A 17,025-nucleotide genomic window follows, 5' to 3' on the forward strand; every position below is an offset into this window, starting at 1 on the left:
ATGGAGGAACGTCTCAGGCTGGGCGACCCGGCAGACGTCGGCCGGTTGCTTCGCGAGGAGAAGTTCCGGGTCGATCACCCGTTCCGGGTGTCACGCCGGGTCTTCGGAGCGTCCACACTGGATCTGGAGGGAAGCGAGCACCTCAAGAGGAAGCGCGGGTGGTGGGCCGGCTTCGGGAAGCAGTGGGCCGGCAGCGTCACGGTCCAGGAAATGGTTGACTCCGCCGTCGCTGACGGATTCGCTCGTGCGCGCGTCAGCAACGATTTATTGCAGGGCTGCGTCTACATCCCCAACCGCATCGTCCTGGACCTCTTGGACCTCCCTGAGGTCGACCCCATCGAGCACTACGAGAGCCTCAAGCCGGTGCTGCGGATCCTCGGCGGGCTTCCTGAGACCGACGACTCTGTGGCGCAGGCGAAGGACTACATCCAACGCCTCGTCCGAGACGTGACGGTGCCGTGGTTCTCGGACCTGTCGAACGAGGCCCGGTCGGCAGAGCTGGCCCTCTTCCTGGTGGCCGGCGCGGAGACTACCGTGGTCGCCCTGGAGGTCCTGACCTCCGCGTGGTGGAACGACGCGGATGCCGTAACGGACGCCGTGCGCAGTGCGGGTTCCGCGAGTGTCGTCATGCGCCTGTTGACGCAGGACGCCCCGTTGGGCCTGACGACACGCTATGCCTCCCGAGATGTGTTCATCGACACGGTCGGCCAGATACCGCGAGGCGCCTTGATCGAAGTGGATTTGGCCAGTGCGAGCCTGCAGTTGGGCATTGGTGAGACTGACGATCGCCGCAAGGTTCAGAGCTACGTCTTCGGGGCGGGAGCGCATCGCTGCCCTGGGGACCGCCTGGCGATGCTGGAGGCGCAGGCCTACCTGGGGGGGCTCCTCGCCCTGGACGCTTCCGAGTACGCGCCCGTCGCCGCAGCCGAACCGCGGCCGGCGACGTTCCGGCATCTGCCATGGCAGGCACTGGAACGGACGACGAACTCGCGTGCGGGCGCTCCAGCTGAGAGAAGCGTCGGTGATGCATAGAATTCTGGTCGGTACCGCCGGACCAGCACATTTTCCGAACTTCCAGTATGTGATCGGGGACCCTGAGACACGCCATGCCGTGGTCGTGGATCCTGCATGGGACAGCGAGGGCATCGCCCGAAGAATTCACCTTGAAGGCTGGAGCCTGCAGGCGGTAGTGCTGACGCACGCGCATTCGGATCACGTCAACGGAGTTGCCGAACTGGTAAGCCTCCTGCCAGCTCCTGTGTACCTCTCGGGTGTCGAAGCCGCCTACTACGGCTTCGACGAACCGGGAATGGTGCACTGCCGGGACGGCGAGACGTTGAAGGCTGGCTCCATCGAGGTAGGTGTGATGGAGACACCCGGCCACACGGTGGGGTCGTGTTGCTTCCTTGTCGGCGATGCCCTCTTTGCTGGCGACACGCTGTTTCCTGAAGGCATAGGCTTCACGCACTTCGAGGGAGGCTCTGCCTCAGACCTCTACGACAGCGTGCGGCGGTTGGATCACGAAATCTCCGAGGACGCCCGGCTCTATTCTGGACATCGGTACCGACGCGGACCCGGGCTGACCTTCGCAGAGCTTCGGCGACTGAATGTCTATTTCCACCTGTCCAGCCGAAAGGAGTTTGTCGAGTTCGCCGATAGGCGGACGGTGGCGACATCTCACGATCGGCTCCTGGCCAAGACGTCAACGACACTCCCTGATATTCATGGGTTGACTTGGGGTGATGGTGTGTTCCCCAATGCTTGACACGGGACATCCACCATCATGCGCCCCAGAGCTCCTAAGGGACGTCTCGTAACTGGGTGAAGGCGTTGCCCTGGACCGGGCCGATGGTCAGCCGGCGAGGATGATGTTGTGGAGGTTGGCGGTGCCGGAAGCGGCATCGGCTCCGGCCCAAAGTGAGTGGAAGTCGTGATCGACAGGGGCAGCAGGCGCGTCCTCCGCAGCTCCAGGCGCCCGGGCGAGCAAATCGCCATCGACGCGGACCAGTAGGAGCTGTTCGTGGCGCGCACCTTGCCCGACGAGGCCTTGGCGATCCGGGAGTCAGGCGGGAATGGGCAGGGGTTCCTGCGGCCAGTTGAGGACCTTGGCGCCGAGTACCGCCGCCTGCAGGGTGAAACGGTGGGCGGCGTCGGCCGGGTCGTAGCCGGTCAGTGTCTTGACCCGCTCCAGGCGGTAAGTGACGGTGCGGACCGACACGTGCAGCCGTTTCGCCGACTCGGTGGCGACCGCACCGGTGGCGAAGTAGGCGTCCAGGGTGTCGAGCAGCGGTCCGGCGCCGCCGCGAGCCTGCATGAGTGGGGTGAGTATAGCTTGTACCAAGTCGACGATGGCGGGTTGGTCGCGTAGCAGCACTCGGTAGATGAGCAGGTCGTGGGCGTTGATAACCGGGGCGCCCGCGTGCAGCCGACCCGCCATGGTGAGCGCCTCGCGAGCCTCCTCGTAGGAGCGGGCGATGCCGTACAGGCCGGGGTGGGCGCGGCCGACGGCGACACGCCAGGGCCGTCCGCGGGGTAGCCGGCTCAGCTCGCCGTGCATGAGCCGGCCGAGTTCATTGCTCGCGTGCAGCGCGGGCGGCACCCGGCCGGCTGCTCCGGCATCGGCCGGTGCCAGCACGACGAGCAGGCCATCCTTGGTCGCGACCAGGACGTCACGGTCGCCGAGTCGGTCGAAGATGACCGCCTCCAGGGCGCTGATCGCCGCGTCAGTGTCCGGTAGCCGCCGGCTCGGTGCGGCCAACGCCACCTGGTGGACCCGGGCGAGGTCGAGACCGAACGGTTCGGCGCGCTCGACCAGGGTGCCGAGGTCGGAGTCGCCGCGCAGCAGGTCGTCGATCAGCTCACGGCGCAGGGTCTCCTCCCGGCGCACCAGGTCACGGCGTGCCACCGCGTAGCCTTCGGCGAGCGTCGCGACCGCGTCGTCGACGACTTGCAGGACGGCGGTCGCGGCAGCGCGGACCGCCTCCCGGTCGCGGGAGCGCACCACCATCGGCAGGTCCTGCCACAGCCGCCGCGCGGCGGACAGATACAGCTGAACCACTCGTCCTGCGGAGATGCCCTGCTCGGCGGCGCGCCGGCCCAGCAGGGCGATTGCGTCCAGCTCGCCACGCTTGGCTCGGCGTCCGTGCATGGCCGCGTCGGCGAGCAGCGGCAGGTAGTCGCCGAGCAAGTCCACCGGAACCCCGCCGGCATCACGGCTGGCCCCTTCGGCGACATCGACCAGCCACGCATCCTCCGGTCCTGCCCTCGCAGTCCGGCGCCCACCGCCCCGCCGTTTGCTGTCGGTCATCTCCGCCTCGCCTTCCGAACCGCCACTGCCACGGCACCCCGCAGCGGTGCCGAGCCGAGACAACAGCAATCCCACCGGCGCTGAATCTGCTCGCCGGCACGTCGACGCTGCCCGGCGACGCCCATGACCTCCATCAGCATTGTTGCCGACGGTCGGCAGTCTAGATCCGCCGTGTCTGTGCACGGTAGCCCTGCCGAGACCAGGCCGAGCGAGGCGACGATGGGAGCCGGACCGCGGATCGTCCGCGTCCGCGAGCCGGCGCGTACGGCATCGATGAGGCCCCCGGCACGTCAGAGAGCAGGCCACAGCAGGCCGTGGCACCGGTGCGGATTCGACCGGAAGGAGAAGGACGTCATGCTGCTGCGCAAGTCCCAACGGGCGTTAGCGGTCGCCACCATCGCGGCTGTCCTTGCGCTTGCCGTGACACTGCTAGCGACCCGCGGTGTCATCGATGCGCTGCTGATGATCGTCGTCGCCGCCGTGTTGGCCGGTATGTACCTGCTGCGCCGCTACGCCCGCGACGTGCTGCTCTACCGCCGCTCCACGCCGCGCCGGCGACACCCGGACAGCGAACCGGTCAGTAGCCCGCCTACGGCCGGGGTCGACAGCGCCGACACCGTCCACCCTGGCGGCCCGCGTGAAACTTTCCTCCCGGACCGGACATGAGCGCAGCCTCGCGCGTTGGGGGTCGTGCCAGTGACACCAGCCGCGCACGGGCCGGTTCGGTCCACGCTCAAGACTCGCCGAACGCACCACGCCGACGACACCATCCCCGTGCCGACACCAATCGTCACCACCGATCCGGGTGCGCCGCCGGGCCTCCCCCGAGATCGGCGGCGACAGGAAAGGAGCACCATGCCGCAGTGGCGAGTACGCGATGTGATGACCACGGAGGTGATCACCGTCCCCGACGACGCGTCGGTCGCAGAGATCGTTGCCATGCTCACCGAACAGCAGATCACCGCCGTGCCGATCGTCGACAGGTTTGACGCCGTGCTGGGCGTGGTCTCCTGGACTGACCTGCGCGACAAGATCGACATCGCCGCGGCGGACGGTAAGCCGCATGTCAGTTGGTGGTGCCGGTGGGCGCCGCCGCTGGTGCAATGGCCGGACGGCACCGCCGTGGAGGTGATGAGCGGCCCGACGCTGACCATCGCAGCCGACGCGTCGCTGCCGGCGGCCGCCCGGATGATGTACCGCAGCGAGGTCGGCCGACTGCTGGTCGTCGACGGCGACAACCGGCTACGCGGCATCATCACCCGGTCGGACCTGCTGAAGGTCCACGCCCGGCTCGACGCTGTCATCCATGACGAGGTGATCGACCGGGTCCTGCGCCGTCCACTGATGATCCCGCCGGGAGCTGTCCAGGCCACCGTCGACGACGGTGTCGTCACCCTCACGGGGAACACCGCACGCAAGTCGACCGCCGTCGCCGCCGCACAGCTGACCGAGGCGGTCCCCGGCGTCACCAACGTCGTCGACGAACTCACCTTTGACGTCGACGACACCGTCGCGGCCCCTCCAGCGCGCCAGGCGGCCGAACGTGACCCCCTACTCGGCTGGTGGATCGGGCGCACTCCCACCTGGTCAGCCAGCCGGGCACCCGCAGCCCGCACCGGCAACTACGACGAACAGACCGCGACCCGATCGGCGGCCCCGCAATGATCATGCCGCTGGCGGGCTCCGCTCCCGGCGCCGATGCCATCGTCTCCACAGGGGGACGCAACGGCACGATCGTCGACCTACGCGACCGGGCACCGGATACGCCCGGGCGTCCGCCGGACGCCGACGCCGACGGCTTCACCGGCGACATCGTCGATGAGTGGGGCCGGCAATCCTTCCCGGCCAGCGACCCGCCAGCCAACTGGTGACAGCGACGCCGACGCCGAGGGGAAGTGACAGTGCGGATCCCGCAGCCCGCGGGGACGGCGCACGCAGGCCCCCACCCGGAACGCCTCGCGGCAGCGGTCGTCCGGCGACACCGGACGCCGGCATCGCCTCGGGGATGTGATCGGCCCAGCGGCGTCCCACACGAATTCGGATGCGAGGTGAGCATGGACATCCTCAACGAGCACGACCTGCTCCAGGTGGCCGGCCAGCCTGGCACACGGATCTCCATCTTCCTGCCGACCCACCGCAGCGGGCCGCAAACCGAGCGCAACCGTATCCGGCTGAAGAACCAGCTCAAACACGCGCACCACGCGCTGCGCGCCGACGGCATGCCCACCGCGCAGATCGAGACGCTGCTCGAGCCAGGACATCGGATCCCCAACCTGGTCGGGCTGTGGGACCAGCCCAGCGACGGCCTGGCCGTATTCCTCAGGCCCGACGGTCCCCGTCACCTGGGGGTTCCGTTGCGGTTGCCCGAACTGGTGACCGTCGGCGATCGGTTCGTGGTTCGGCCACTGCTGTCGCTGTTGAGCACGGGCGGCCATTTCTACGTCCTGGCGCTCAGCCGGGCTCGGCATCGGCTGGCTGGTCTTCCGGGTGCTCAACGCCGCGGAACGCGCTCTCGCCGCCACGCTCACGCTGGTGGTGCTCACGAGCACGGCCGGCAGGTCCACCGTCGAGGGCGTCCCGACGACGGTGTTGATTGCTCTTTGGACGCTGTTGGTTGTTCAGGTAGCGGTGGTGCGCCCCCGCTTGGACCGTCGCGCCCAGCAGCTCATCCAAGGCTACGACCCACCGCGATCGCACCTGCACCTCGCCTACATTGCCGCCGAGCGCGCGAAAGTCCTGCTCCTGCCCACATTCGGGATCCTGCTCGCCCTGCGGCTGATGCCATGAGTCCGTTAGCCGACGCCGAATCCGTCGGCCAGCGAACCGAACGCGGCCCGCACGATCCGGCGACCCGTCGGCTCGGTCCTGCTCGAACCGAACGACGACCCCCTGTCTCGTCGGAGCAACCAACGCCAGCTTTCGCGTCCGGTGTGAGCGGCGCGCTATCCGGTACTACGCCAGCGCTGTGAGAAAGGGCCTACACCATGACCGCAGAAATCCACCGGCAGCCGCTGATCAGCGACGGGCTGCCCAGCCAGCTGCTTGACCTGGACCCGACCGAAACCCAGGAGTGGCGGGAGTCGCTCGACGCGGTCGTGGAGCACGCGGGCACCAATCGGGCGCGGTACCTGATGCTCAGCATGCTGCAACGGGCTCGCGAACAGCACGTCGGCGTGCCCGGCCTGCACAGCACCGACTACCTCAACACCATCCCGCCCGCTCTGGAGCCACCGTTTCCCGGCGACGAAGACATCGAACGGCGCATCCGCGCCTACATCAGATGGAACGCCGCGATCATGGTGCACCGGGCGCAGCGACCCGGGATCGGGGTGGGCGGACACATCTCCACCTACGCCTCGGCCGCGTCGCTGTACGAGGTCGGGTTCAACCACTTCTTCCGCGGCCGGGCCGCGGAGGGCGGCGGCGACCAGATCTACTTCCAGGGTCACGCCTCCCCGGGCATCTACGCGCGAGCCTTCCTCGAGGGCCGGCTGACCGAACACCAGCTCGACGGGTTCCGTCAGGAGCTGTCGCATCCCGGCGGTGGCCTGACGTCCTACCCGCACCCGCGGCTGATGCCGCACTTCTGGCAGTTCCCGACCGTCTCGATGGGCCTCGGCGCGATCAACGCCATCTACCAGGCCCGGTTCAACCGCTACCTGCACCACCGCGGTATCACCGACACCAGCCAGCAGCGAGTGTGGGCGTTCCTCGGCGACGGCGAGATGGACGAGATCGAAGCGCTCGGCGCGATCGGCGTGGCCGCCCGCGAGGAACTGGACAACCTCACCTTCATCATCAACTGCAACCTGCAGCGCCTCGACGGCCCGGTCCGCGGCAACGGAAAGATCATTCAAGAGTTGGAGGCGTTCTTCCGCGGCGCCGGCTGGTACGTCATCAAGGTGGTCTGGGGCCGGCAGTGGGACCCGCTGCTGGCCGCCGACACCGACGGCGCGCTGGTCAACCTCGTGAACGTCACCTCGGACGGCGACTACCAGACCTACAAGACCGAATCCGGGGCGTTCGTGCGGGAGCACTTCTTCGGCCGCGACCCGCGTACCGCAGCGATGGTCGCGGAGCTATCCGACGATCAGATCTGGGGACTCACCCGCGGCGGCCACGACTACCGCAAGCTGTACGCGGCCTACCAGGCCGCCGTTGCCCACACCGGTCAGCCAACCGTCATCCTCGCCAAGACGATCAAAGGGTGGACGCTCGGGTCGCACTTCGAGGGTCGCAACGCCACCCACCAGATGAAAAAGCTCACCCTTGAGGACCTCAAGGGCTTCCGGGATCGGCTGCACCTCGACATCCCCGACGCGGCCCTCGACGAGACCCTGCCGCCCTATTACCGACCGTCGGACGGGTCGCCGGAGCTGGACTACCTGCACGAACGACGCAGTGCCTTGGGCGGATACCTGCCGGCCCGGACCGTGCCAAACCGGCCACTGGCTCTACCAGCCACCACGGCGTACGCGATCGCCGCCCGCGGCTCCGGCCGGCAGCAGGTAGCCACGACGATGGCGTTCGTGCGGCTGCTCAAAGACCTGATGAAAGACCCGCACATCGGGCACCGGTTCGTGCCGATCATCCCGGACGAGGCCCGCACATTCGGGCTGGATGCCCTGTTCCCGTCCAAGAAGATTTACTCCCCACACGGACAGCGCTACCTGTCCGTGGACCGGGAACTCATGCTCAGCTACCAGGAAGACACCAAGGGCGTCCTGCTGCACGAGGGCATCACCGAAGCCGGAGCCACGGCATCCTGGACCGCGGCCGGCACCGCCTACGCCACCCACGCCGAACCGATGATCCCGATCTACATCTTCTACTCCATGTTCGGGTTCCAACGCACCGGCGACGGCTTGTGGGCGGCCGCCGACCAGATGACCCGTGGCTTCCTACTCGGCGCCACCGCCGGCAGGACCACCCTCAACGGCGAGGGCCTCCAACACCAAGACGGGCACTCGCTGCTGCTGGCCGCCACCAACCCCGCCTGCGTCGCCTACGACGCCGCGTTCGCGTTCGAACTCGGCTACATCACCCGCGACGGCCTGCGCCGCATGTACGGCGAAACCCGCGACGGCGAGGACCCCAACGTCTTCTACTACCTCACCCTGTACAACGAGCCCATCACCCAGCCCGCCCAGCCGACCGACGTCGACGTCGACGGCATCCTGGCCGGTATGCACCTGTACAAGCCCACCGCCGAGATGGACGGGCCACGGGCACAAATCCTCGCCTCCGGCATTGCCATGCAGTGGGCGCTGCAGGCACAACAGCTGCTGCACGACGACTGGGGCGTCGCCGCCGACGTCTGGTCGGTGACCTCCTGGACGGAACTACGCCGCGAAGCGCTCGCCGCCGACGCCTGGAATTTGACCCACCCCGGCCAACCACGCAAAACCCCTTACATCACCAGCCGCCTCGCCGCGGCGCCGGGCCCGGTCACCGCCGTGTCCGACTGGATGCGGGCCGTCCCCGACCAAATAGCACCCTTCGTGCCCGGCACCTGGTCCTCACTGGGCACCGACGGCTTCGGACACTCCGACACCCGCCAGGCGCTGCGCCGCCACTTCCACGTCGACGCACCCGGCATCGTCCTGCGCGTACTCACCCAACTCGCCGACCGTGCAGAAATCGACGAGTCCGCGCCGAACAAGGCGATCGCGCTTTACCGGCTGAACGAGATCCACGCGGCCACCCCCGACAACACCGAACACTCCGCCGAGTAGAGACGAGACCGAACCAGCTGTTGTCGCCGACCGTCTTGCCCCCGCGCCGAACCCGACCTCACCGCGCAGGCCGCCGTCGAATTGGAGTTCATGCAGACCGGCAGCACGCCGGACGGCTGGGCCTGCGAAGCCTTCCAAGAGCACCCGAAGGGGCGCGGAACGCGATCGCCAACGCGAGGACCAGGAGTTCACCGGCCAGGGTTCCACCGATCACCACGGCATTGCCCAGGTTCCAGCAGCCGACCTGTGACCAGCTGCGGCACGGCTCTATCACATCGTGTCGCCGGAGCCGGGCCTCATGGCGCATTGCGTCACTCCACCGACCAGCACAAGATAGGCCGCGAGCCAGCTGCCGTGAGGCAGGCCGAGTGGTCCGGTGACCGCAGCGACCAGACCACCGAGCACGACAGAACAGATGCCGATCGCGCTCAGGACGGTTGCCGGGTTCGTGGGTGGACCGCGCCGCGGCTCGGACAGCGACCTGTCGCTCCATTGTCCGCCAGCGCGTTGTTAGGTGTAGGCCCTGCCGGTTCGGATGACGCAGTCATCCCCGGGCGTCCGTGACAACGCTCAGCAACACCGCGGAGTCGTCGATCGCGGCCAGGTCATGGCGGGCCGGCGGGATGACCACATAATCACCCGTGGCGGCTTCCCAGGAGTCGTCGCCGACGCTCAGACGTACCCGCCCGGCCAGCACCTGCAGCGTTGCCTCGTTAGGGCTTTCGTGCTCGCCGAGCGCCTGGCCTGCCACCAGGGCGAGCACCGTCTGGCGCAGCGCGTGTGTCTGTCGGCCGTGGATCGTTTGGGCGCTACGGCCCGCCGACGAGACACGAGCCGCGGCAACGTGCTCGTCGGCCAAAGCGGTCAACGACAAGACATTCATCATGATGCTCCTATAGAGCTGAGGTGAGCCACGCACGAGCCTGGCTCGGGTCGGTAAAGGGGTCGAGCCGGTCGACCGTGATGGGCGAGGCCCACCGTGGGCCATACGACTCGGCGCGGCTTGGATGTCGTCGACGGCATGGCGCGCCGCGCCGAGCCGAGTCCGCGCCAACTCCTGCGACGCGCCGGCGTCCAGCAGTCCGGGCGATCGGTGGGGAGCCGACGCCGGCCGTGGCGACGAACTCCTCGCGGCGCGGGGTCGCGCAGAAGCGTCAAGCGGCGCAGCATTCACCGTTGCGGGCCGGGCGCTGACGCCCGAATCTGCTCGGATCGTCCGAGGGCGTGGGCACTGGCAGGGTCTGTGAGCGGGCCGGGGGCTATGGTGGTGACCGCCGATCATCTGTCGAGCGGATGTAGCCGGTAAGCCAGATAGCCGCGCTCACGCTGGCCACACCCAACGCGATGAGCGCGACTCCCAGGCTGGTCATCAGCACCGCCAAGGCCATGATCAGCGCGGCTGTGATCAGCCAACCGGGTGCGGACGTGCCACGCCACTTGTGTGGGCGGCTCTGCATGACCTGACCGAATCGATCGGCGAACTCGGGGTCCTCCAACCGCAGTCCGCGTTCGATCTCCGTCAACCTGTGCTGTTCTGCGTCGCTGAGCATGCCTGCTCCTTTCCGACTGGCGACCGTCCGCGACGACCTACTGCGGAGCCGGCCTTGTGGCGTTCTCCTTTGCGCCCGGTGCAGGCGGCGGACAAGACCCGCCGCCGTCGATTGGTCGTTTGTCAATTGACAGCATCCGGCTTGACCGGCTCCATCGACAGGGTCGACAACAGCAAACTGAGAAAGTCGGACCTGCCGAACTCCGGCAACAGCCGGTCACGCCCTGCCGGTAGCCAGCCGACCCGGGCTGGGCTGACGCATCGGCACTACGGCAAGACGTCAAACCACGTCGCGGGCCGCGAGGACCACCATCACCAGGCACGGTGCCCACTCGATCACGTTCCGCGACGTCGAGCCCACCACCAGCCCACGGAATCGGAATCCCCTGAGGCCTGGCGAGCCGACGACCAGCTGCTTGGCCGAAGTGCGGCGAACGAAGCTGAGCATCGCGTGAGACGCCGACCAGCACCCCACCAGGCGATCCGTCGATCAGGCGAGTGGTCACCGACAAGGTGGGGTGATCGGTGCGGACTTCATGTGCGGTCTGGGCCAACAAGGTCCAGCATCGCCGCCCGGGGTCCTTGATCGCGCTGATCGTACGGAGCGTGGAAGGGCGGCCCGATCACCGTCCAGCCAAAGGCATGCACGATGCGCAGAGCGCACCGCTGACGTCGTTGCTGTAACCGGCCCTTCGGCGAAGACCCGGAACGGCAACCCTACGGTGGCCAGATCAACGACCGGCGCCGCCAACCCGCGGTCAGGGACGGCGCGGCGTGTTCCCCTGATGTCGGCCCACCGCGCAGCCGCTTCCCGCAACAATCGGTTCGTTGACGGTGTGCTGACAGGGTCAGCGACGGACACGTTGACGGCCAAATCTGCCGGTCACGAGCAACGCCGTCACGGCAGCGACGAAGGACACCCGGCTTGGGCGGCCCTCTGGTTGTATTCCCTGGGTTGTCAACGCCGGCTCAACCTTGACCCCTCCGTTCCGGGCAGGTTCCGGGGCGGAACCATGGGGTCGGTTTTCACGCGGAACCGACACGGCCAGGCCACCAGGTGGCCGCGCAGCGGCGTCGCGGCATCGCCCGTTGTTTCTGTGCGTTTGGCGTCAGAGATGCTCTGACGGCACCGCTGAGGTGTCGACCACCTCTGCGAGAGGAAGCCGTGGTGTTCGCGCCGGTGGTCCGTGCTGTTCCGGGTCTGCGATCCCCAGCCGTAGGGCGAGGTAGGGATGGCCGAGTCCGGCGAGCAGGCGCCACAGTGTGTGCCAGGTGCCGGCGACCTCGACGACGCCGCTGAGCGGTACCACTGACACGCCGATGGTGGTGGCGGTCAACCAGGCCGCGGACAGCGCCTCTCCGGCGCGGAGCCAGTCCTGCGGTGTGTCACCGTCGCCGAACAGCAGCGCATAGACCGCGGCCCAGTCGTGGCCGGCGCCGACCGGCAGCGTCCCTGCCCGGCCGAAGTCGCGGCTGGGCACGGTGGTCTGCGTGGCGTGGTCGGGCAGCACGCTCGCGGGGAGTCCGGTGCCCGACGGCCTGGCACGGCCGGTCCAGTACATCAGCTCCGCTGCGATCTGCGCGTCGCCGGCTTCCACCGCGGCGGCCCGGCCTGCCGCGGAACCCAGGTCCGCCACGTTCTCGGAGGTGAGGACATGCAGGTTGCCTTCCGCGCGGGCCGCGGCCACGATGGCATGCAGCGCGACGTCGGGTATTGGCCGCTCGCTGACGGGCCGCCGATCGGTGTGCCGGATGCGCATCACGTGCGCGAGGCGCAACGCCTCCATCGTCACCGGAGCGCGGCCGTTGACCACGAGCGTGGCCAGGAGGTCAGGATCGCTTGCTTCCGGTAGTCGGGTCGCGTGCGCCACCCAGCCGTCAGCGGCGAGTGCGATCCGGGCGTGGTGCAGGGCGGCCCCGCAGCTGAGCATCAGCTGCCGGCCTTGGGGATCTCCGGCCGCCAGCTGGCGGCTGCGGTTGGCGAACAGGTCCAGTCGATGGGGGTGTACCCGCCACAGCCACGGTTGAGTGTTGAGGATCGACGGGGCGTCTCCGGCCGCGGTAGCGGCGTCGGCGAACGCGACGGCGGGGAGCCGATCGATGGCAGCCGTCTGGTGTCTCATGCTCGGACCTCCGGGGCGTCTGTATGCCGCGCACGCCCGGCAGTCACGCGGTGGTCGGGTCGCGCGGTGCCGGCGGCATCGGGTGCCGGGTCGTGTGCTGTTCGGGTCTCGCGCAGAAGGTCGATGAGGACGGCCGCCTGGCTGTGTTCGACCTCGTTGGTGGGAGTCGGCATCGTGACGGGCCCGGTGCGGGCCAGTTTCCGGAGCCGGTCGACGATGGCTGCGGGTTGCGCTTCGCGGAGTTCGATTAGATAGCGGCCACGAAATTCGTTGTACCGCTCGGGTTGGTGGCCGTACCAGCGGCGCAGCTGCGTGGACGGAGCGATGTCCGCCCATTCGTCGAGGTGGACCGCTGCCTTGGTCAGAGCGCGCGGCCATACCCGGTCCACCAGCACCCGAGCGTCGTCATCGGGTGACGGATCGTCGTAGACCCGGCGGAGCCTTACCTGCCTTTCCATGGGTCCTCCTCGAGGTGGGTCGCGCGGGGCCGTTCGCGGCCATGGTGCGTGCTGTCATCGTCAATGTTCGCGCCGTGCGCGTCGCTGGACAGGTATCTGGCCAGCACCTACGACCGTCCCAGATTGCCGGTTCCCGGCAACTCGGGATTGATGGGACCGGGTACCGACCCCGGCATCGGTGGGACTACGTGGCGTCCCCGCGACAGGGGTCAGACGCCGATCGCATCGCCGTGTGGATCGGGTCCGTCCGGCGCACGACGAAGCGCGCCATGATCGGGCTCGGGTCCGGTCCGCCGTGCGGCGGTTGCAGCCGTCGAGGTGTCATCGGCCCGCAGTGGTGGTCGACGATCCGGCCGCCTCGGTGCACCACCAGCTGACCTCGCCTCGACGGTCGTAGTCGCCGGCATTGCGAGGTACCGCTGCGACTGTTGGGCGGCGGCTCTCGACCGTGCCCTCACGTGTGCACAGGGTCCGCAAATAGTGAACGACATCAATGCGGGCGCCGCTTCCGGCGGTCGGCGCAATAGGGCTCTGTGCTTGCCGACGGTCGGCAACCAGGCACACCAGTGTTGACCGGTGCGGCCCCGTGCCATCCCGCTCGGGGAGGCCCAGGCTGGACCCGACGGGTTGTTCCGGAAAACGAGCCAGGAGGCGAACGGTGAGGAGTCACATGCTGACCCTGTATCGACGCTTGCGCCGCGCCGGGAACGGTGCTCCGCCGCCCGGGTGCCCCGGGATGCGTCGCCGATCGCATCCGATACGGACACCGAACGGCGATCACCGCAGCGGCCAGGCCCGGCTGTGGAGCGTCGAGCACGGCGGTCACGCCGCGGCCGGCGACCTGGAAGCGCTGAGCCGACCGCCCGCAATCACAGGCCTGTAATCCCCGCAAAAGGCATGACCCACACCGTGGTGGCGCCGCGCCCAGACGCTATTCCGTGCGGGGTAGTCGGCCATCCGCACCGTTATCCGGACCGCGGAAAGGACCATTGAGATGACCAGCACCGTACAGAATCCGATCGAACTGCTTCGCGACAACCTGGAGGAGCAGTTCCAGCGGAACACCGACCAACTCGCCGAACTCACCCTACGCAGCCGGCAGCCGGGCCGCAGCGGCTATGACCGCGACGCGCTCGCCGCGCTGATCGCGTCGGCCCGCCAGACGGTGTCCGACACCGCCCAGGCGCTGCGGCGTATGGCCGAGGGCAGCTACGGCACCTGCGAACGCTGCACCGCCGACATTCCGCTGCAACGACTGGAGATCCTGCCGCATGCCCGGTTTTGCATGCCGTGCCAGCGCGCGCAGACCGGCTGACGCCGACGGTAGGCGCGCGTTGCACGGCACCGGACCCGACAGGACATCAGCATACGAACGGAGGCGTCCATGCGTTTCTCCTTGGTCCGACATCAGCGCGACGACGGGGTGGTCACGCTGGTCCCTGCCGGTGAGGTTGATATGGGCGCCGTCGGCACGCTGGGGTCCGCCCTTCAGGACGCGCTGTCTGCACCGGACCGCGTAGACGTGGTCGTCGACCTGGCCCGGGTGACGTTTCTGGACTGCGCTGGCATCGGAGCGCTGGTGGCCGGCCGCAACACCGCCCTCAGTCGCCGATGCGGCTTCACGGTGGTCAACCCGCAGCGGCAGGTGCTTCGGGTCCTGGAGCTGACCGGTGTCCTCGGCGTCCTGACCGGACGCGCGCAGCCGGCACCGGTGCCTGCGCGAGCAACGCGGTCACGACGATCCGGGCGCCGCCGCGACGACCGGCGAGGAGCGGCGGCACGGTCGCCCGCCGGTGTTGCCTCGCGAACGACTAGGAGTTGGTGATGGAAAAGTGGTCGTTGACGGCACTCGCCGATGGACTGCTGAGCTACGCGCTGACTGCGCCGAACGGCCGTGGCATGCGCACGGTTGATGGTGGACGTCCGTACCTGCTCGACCAGACGATGATTGCGATGGCTCGTGGCCAGAGGTTGGACGAGCACGACAACCTGGGTGCTGCCACCGTGCAGGTGCTGCGCGGCCGGGTGCGGGTCACTGTCGGCGATGACACGACCGACGGCCGCCCCGGAGAGTTGCTGATCATGCCCGGCGTCCGGCACACGGTGACCGCACTGGAGGACGCGGTCGTGCTGCTCACCGTCGCGGAAGGTCCGACACCGATCCCGGCTGACGCTGTGGACACGCATCTGGTCGCTTCGTACGAGCGCCAGCACGGGCGCCGACGCTGGCCCGTGAACGCATCTCTGCCCGAGCCATGGCTAGCCACGACGACGTATCGCAGGGAGACAATTCGATGAAGCAACGCGTGTTCGTGATCGTCGGGGCCGGGTTGGCCGGGGCGAAGGCCGCGCAGACGCTGCGCGAGACCGGATTCGGCGGCGAGATCGTGTTGCTCGGGGAGGAACCCGAACAGCCCTATGAGCGGCCGTCGCTGTCCAAGGGTCTGCTGCTGGGCACGGCCGACCGGGAGTCGGTGTTCGTGCACGAGGCCGGCTGGTACGCCGAGCACGCCGTGGACCTGCGCACCGGTACCCGACTGACCGGGATCGACCGGGCCGGCCGGCAGGTTGAGCTGGCCGGGGGTCAGCGTATCGGCTACGACGCGCTGCTGCTGGCTACCGGTGCGACCCCCCGCCGCTTAGAAGTGCCCGGCGCCGACCTCGACGGGGTGCTGCCGTTGCGTACCCTGCCCGACAGCGACCGGATCGCGGTCGCGCTCGTCGACGGCGGCCACCTGGTGGTGGTGGGTGCCGGCTGGATCGGGCTGGAAGTCGCTGCCGCCGCCCGCCAGCGCGGTGCCACCGTGACCGTCGTGGAACGCTCCGAATTGCCGCTGCTGCGCTTACTGGGGCCTGGCATCGCCCGGGTCTTCGCCGATCTGCACCGCGACCACGGGGTCACGTTCCGCTTCGGTGTCGCCGTGCAGGAGTTCCGTGGCGAAGGCCGGGTGTCCGCGGTACTGCTGGGCGACGGCACCGAGCTGCCGGCCGACGCGGTCGTCGTCGGAGTCGGCGTCGGTCCCAACGTGGCTTTCGCCGAACGGGCCGGTTTGGCAGTCGACAACGGCGTCGTCGTCGACCAGGCGCTGCGCAGCAGCGACCCGCGTATCTATGCCGCCGGGGACATCGCCAACGCCTACCACCCGCTGTACGACACGCATCTGCGCCTCGAGCACTGGGCCACGGCGCTGCACTCCGGTCCGGCCGCCGCCCGGTCCATGCTGGGCGTCGAGGTCGTCTACGACCGGCTGCCCTACTTCTATACCGACCAGTACGACCTGGGCATGGAGTACACCGGCTACGTCCCGCCCGGCGGGTACGACACCGTCGTGGTGCGCGGCGACCTCGCCAAGCGGGAGTTCATCGCGTTCTGGACCGCCGGGGGCCGGGTGATGGCCGGCATGAACGTCAATATCTGGGACGTCACCCCTCAGATCCAGAATCTGATCCGCGGCAAGAAGCCGGTCGACCTCGCCCGGCTCGCCGACCCCGGCATCGCCCTCGACGACGTCACACCCCTCGACGCACAGCCGTTCGCCGCCGGAAGGAGCAACAGATCATGACCAGTAACCCGGCCGCTGCGATCGTCGTAGGCATTGACGGCTCCCCGCCCAGCGTGCACGCCCTGGACTGGGCCGCCCGGGAGGCCGTCGCCCGGCACCGCCCGCTGCGAATCGTGCACGCGTTCCGATGGCCGCTGACCAACGAACTGATGGGCCCACCCGTGGTGGGCCCACCCGACGCCGGACTCCAGTACGCCGCCGAACAACGTAAGCCGCACATCCCGCAAAGCCCATTACCCGTGACTCCGGTAACGGGCTTCTGACCTGCAAAAACTGAGAGTGGGCGATGC

Annotated in this window: 18 protein-coding genes; 12 read left to right on the forward strand and 6 right to left on the reverse strand. The window is 68.5% G+C overall.

Annotated features, from left to right (window positions below):
* Together MED01_RS07480 and MED01_RS07485 are read left to right on the forward strand one after the other, a co-directional pair.
* Nucleotides 1-1,032 carry a cytochrome P450 family protein gene (locus tag MED01_RS07480; protein ID WP_238667770.1) on the forward strand — a complete coding sequence of 344 codons (1,032 nt, stop codon included), beginning with the start codon at nt 1-3 and terminating at the stop codon, nt 1,030-1,032.
* Nucleotides 992-1,765: an MBL fold metallo-hydrolase gene (locus tag MED01_RS07485; RefSeq protein ID WP_238667771.1), complete on the forward strand. Its 774-nt coding sequence runs from the start codon at nt 992-994 to the stop codon at nt 1,763-1,765. Before MED01_RS07480 ends, MED01_RS07485 begins: the two co-directional genes overlap by 41 nt.
* Before the next feature lie 297 nt (nt 1,766-2,062).
* Here MED01_RS07485 and MED01_RS07490 read toward each other — a convergent pair whose 3' ends face one another.
* Nucleotides 2,063-3,193: a PucR family transcriptional regulator gene (locus tag MED01_RS07490; RefSeq protein WP_238667772.1), complete on the reverse strand. Its 1,131-nt coding sequence runs from the start codon at nt 3,191-3,193 to the stop codon at nt 2,063-2,065.
* Between the two features lie 468 nt (nt 3,194-3,661).
* Between MED01_RS07490 and MED01_RS07495 the strand changes: the two genes are divergently transcribed.
* The 5 genes from MED01_RS07495 to aceE all read left to right on the forward strand — a co-directional run bounded on the left by MED01_RS07495 (nt 3,662) and on the right by aceE (nt 9,042).
* Complete coding sequence (locus MED01_RS07495; RefSeq protein WP_238667773.1) at nt 3,662-3,973, forward strand: hypothetical protein; 312 nt, start codon at nt 3,662-3,664, stop codon at nt 3,971-3,973.
* A 189-nt stretch (nt 3,974-4,162) separates the two neighbouring features.
* Entirely contained in the window at nt 4,163-4,972 is an 810-nt protein-coding gene (locus MED01_RS07500) for a CBS domain-containing protein (RefSeq protein ID WP_238667774.1), read from the forward strand.
* Nucleotides 4,969-5,178 carry a hypothetical protein gene (locus tag MED01_RS07505; protein WP_238667775.1) on the forward strand — a complete coding sequence of 70 codons (210 nt, stop codon included), beginning with the start codon at nt 4,969-4,971 and terminating at the stop codon, nt 5,176-5,178. Before MED01_RS07500 ends, MED01_RS07505 begins: the two co-directional genes overlap by 4 nt.
* 616 nt (nt 5,179-5,794) lie before the next feature.
* On the forward strand, nt 5,795-6,094 hold the full coding sequence (locus MED01_RS07510; RefSeq protein ID WP_238667776.1) for a hypothetical protein: 300 nt from the start codon (nt 5,795-5,797) through the stop codon (nt 6,092-6,094).
* Nucleotides 6,095-6,291: 197 nt separating this feature from the next.
* A complete protein-coding gene (gene aceE / locus MED01_RS07515; protein WP_238667777.1) occupies nt 6,292-9,042 on the forward strand; it encodes a pyruvate dehydrogenase (acetyl-transferring), homodimeric type in 2,751 nt (916 codons plus the stop codon).
* 544 nt (nt 9,043-9,586) lie between these two features.
* On the opposite strand, the gene MED01_RS07520 is transcribed toward aceE, so the two are convergent.
* From MED01_RS07520 to MED01_RS07535, 5 genes are all read right to left on the reverse strand, one after another.
* Nucleotides 9,587-9,928: a cupin domain-containing protein gene (locus MED01_RS07520; RefSeq protein ID WP_238667778.1), complete on the reverse strand. Its 342-nt coding sequence runs from the start codon at nt 9,926-9,928 to the stop codon at nt 9,587-9,589.
* 373 nt (nt 9,929-10,301) lie between these two features.
* Nucleotides 10,302-10,592, reverse strand: coding sequence for a DUF3040 domain-containing protein (locus tag MED01_RS07525; RefSeq protein WP_238667779.1), 291 nt, complete (start codon nt 10,590-10,592; stop codon nt 10,302-10,304).
* A gap of 279 nt (nt 10,593-10,871) precedes the next feature.
* The gene (locus MED01_RS36310) at nt 10,872-11,039 is read right to left on the reverse strand and encodes a universal stress protein (RefSeq protein ID WP_372493602.1); all 168 of its coding nucleotides are present in this window, start codon (nt 11,037-11,039) and stop codon (nt 10,872-10,874) included.
* Nucleotides 11,040-11,700: 661 nt separating this feature from the next.
* On the reverse strand, nt 11,701-12,714 hold the full coding sequence (locus MED01_RS07530) for an Acg family FMN-binding oxidoreductase (protein ID WP_238667780.1): 1,014 nt from the start codon (nt 12,712-12,714) through the stop codon (nt 11,701-11,703).
* The gene (locus MED01_RS07535; RefSeq protein WP_238667781.1) at nt 12,711-13,172 is read right to left on the reverse strand and encodes a DUF488 domain-containing protein; all 462 of its coding nucleotides are present in this window, start codon (nt 13,170-13,172) and stop codon (nt 12,711-12,713) included. The genes MED01_RS07530 and MED01_RS07535 overlap by 4 nt, the downstream gene beginning before the upstream one ends.
* A 994-nt stretch (nt 13,173-14,166) precedes the next feature.
* Here MED01_RS07535 and MED01_RS07540 point away from each other — a divergent pair.
* From MED01_RS07540 to MED01_RS07560, 5 genes are all read left to right on the forward strand, one after another.
* Entirely contained in the window at nt 14,167-14,487 is a 321-nt protein-coding gene (locus MED01_RS07540; protein ID WP_238667782.1) for a TraR/DksA family transcriptional regulator, read from the forward strand.
* 69 nt (nt 14,488-14,556) lie between these two features.
* A complete protein-coding gene (locus MED01_RS07545; protein ID WP_238667783.1) occupies nt 14,557-14,997 on the forward strand; it encodes an STAS domain-containing protein in 441 nt (146 codons plus the stop codon).
* 14 nt (nt 14,998-15,011) lie between these two features.
* Nucleotides 15,012-15,470, forward strand: a complete 459-nt coding sequence (locus MED01_RS07550) for a cupin domain-containing protein (RefSeq protein WP_238667784.1) — start codon at nt 15,012-15,014, stop codon at nt 15,468-15,470.
* On the forward strand, nt 15,467-16,735 hold the full coding sequence (locus MED01_RS07555) for an NAD(P)/FAD-dependent oxidoreductase (protein ID WP_238667785.1): 1,269 nt from the start codon (nt 15,467-15,469) through the stop codon (nt 16,733-16,735). Before MED01_RS07550 ends, MED01_RS07555 begins: the two co-directional genes overlap by 4 nt.
* Nucleotides 16,732-16,998 (forward strand): universal stress protein, encoded by a 267-nt coding sequence (locus MED01_RS07560; protein ID WP_238667786.1) that lies wholly within the window; start codon nt 16,732-16,734, stop codon nt 16,996-16,998. Before MED01_RS07555 ends, MED01_RS07560 begins: the two co-directional genes overlap by 4 nt.
* The last annotated feature ends 27 nt before the right edge of the window (nt 16,999-17,025 follow it).

It is taken from the genome of Micromonospora alfalfae (assembly GCF_022230925.1).
GTDB lineage: Bacteria > Actinomycetota > Actinomycetes > Mycobacteriales > Micromonosporaceae > Micromonospora > Micromonospora alfalfae.

Bases quoted from the DNA above. Each gene is read 5' to 3' on its own strand.
- MED01_RS07480 (WP_238667770.1), top strand. From the start codon at position 1: ATGGAGGAACGTCTCAGGCTGGGCGACCCGGCAGACGTCGGCCGGTTG.
- MED01_RS07495 (WP_238667773.1), top strand. From the start codon at position 3,662: ATGCTGCTGCGCAAGTCCCAACGGGCGTTAGCGGTCGCCACCATCGCG.
- MED01_RS07500 (WP_238667774.1), top strand. From the start codon at position 4,163: ATGCCGCAGTGGCGAGTACGCGATGTGATGACCACGGAGGTGATCACC.
- MED01_RS07505 (WP_238667775.1), top strand. From the start codon at position 4,969: ATGATCATGCCGCTGGCGGGCTCCGCTCCCGGCGCCGATGCCATCGTC.
- aceE (WP_238667777.1), top strand. From the start codon at position 6,292: ATGACCGCAGAAATCCACCGGCAGCCGCTGATCAGCGACGGGCTGCCC.
- MED01_RS07520 (WP_238667778.1), bottom strand. From the start codon at position 9,928: ATGATGAATGTCTTGTCGTTGACCGCTTTGGCCGACGAGCACGTTGCC.
- MED01_RS07525 (WP_238667779.1), bottom strand. From the start codon at position 10,592: ATGCTCAGCGACGCAGAACAGCACAGGTTGACGGAGATCGAACGCGGA.
- MED01_RS36310 (WP_372493602.1), bottom strand. From the start codon at position 11,039: ATGCTCAGCTTCGTTCGCCGCACTTCGGCCAAGCAGCTGGTCGTCGGC.
- MED01_RS07530 (WP_238667780.1), bottom strand. From the start codon at position 12,714: ATGAGACACCAGACGGCTGCCATCGATCGGCTCCCCGCCGTCGCGTTC.
- MED01_RS07535 (WP_238667781.1), bottom strand. From the start codon at position 13,172: ATGGAAAGGCAGGTAAGGCTCCGCCGGGTCTACGACGATCCGTCACCC.
- MED01_RS07540 (WP_238667782.1), top strand. From the start codon at position 14,167: ATGACCAGCACCGTACAGAATCCGATCGAACTGCTTCGCGACAACCTG.
- MED01_RS07545 (WP_238667783.1), top strand. From the start codon at position 14,557: ATGCGTTTCTCCTTGGTCCGACATCAGCGCGACGACGGGGTGGTCACG.
- MED01_RS07555 (WP_238667785.1), top strand. From the start codon at position 15,467: ATGAAGCAACGCGTGTTCGTGATCGTCGGGGCCGGGTTGGCCGGGGCG.
- MED01_RS07560 (WP_238667786.1), top strand. From the start codon at position 16,732: ATGACCAGTAACCCGGCCGCTGCGATCGTCGTAGGCATTGACGGCTCC.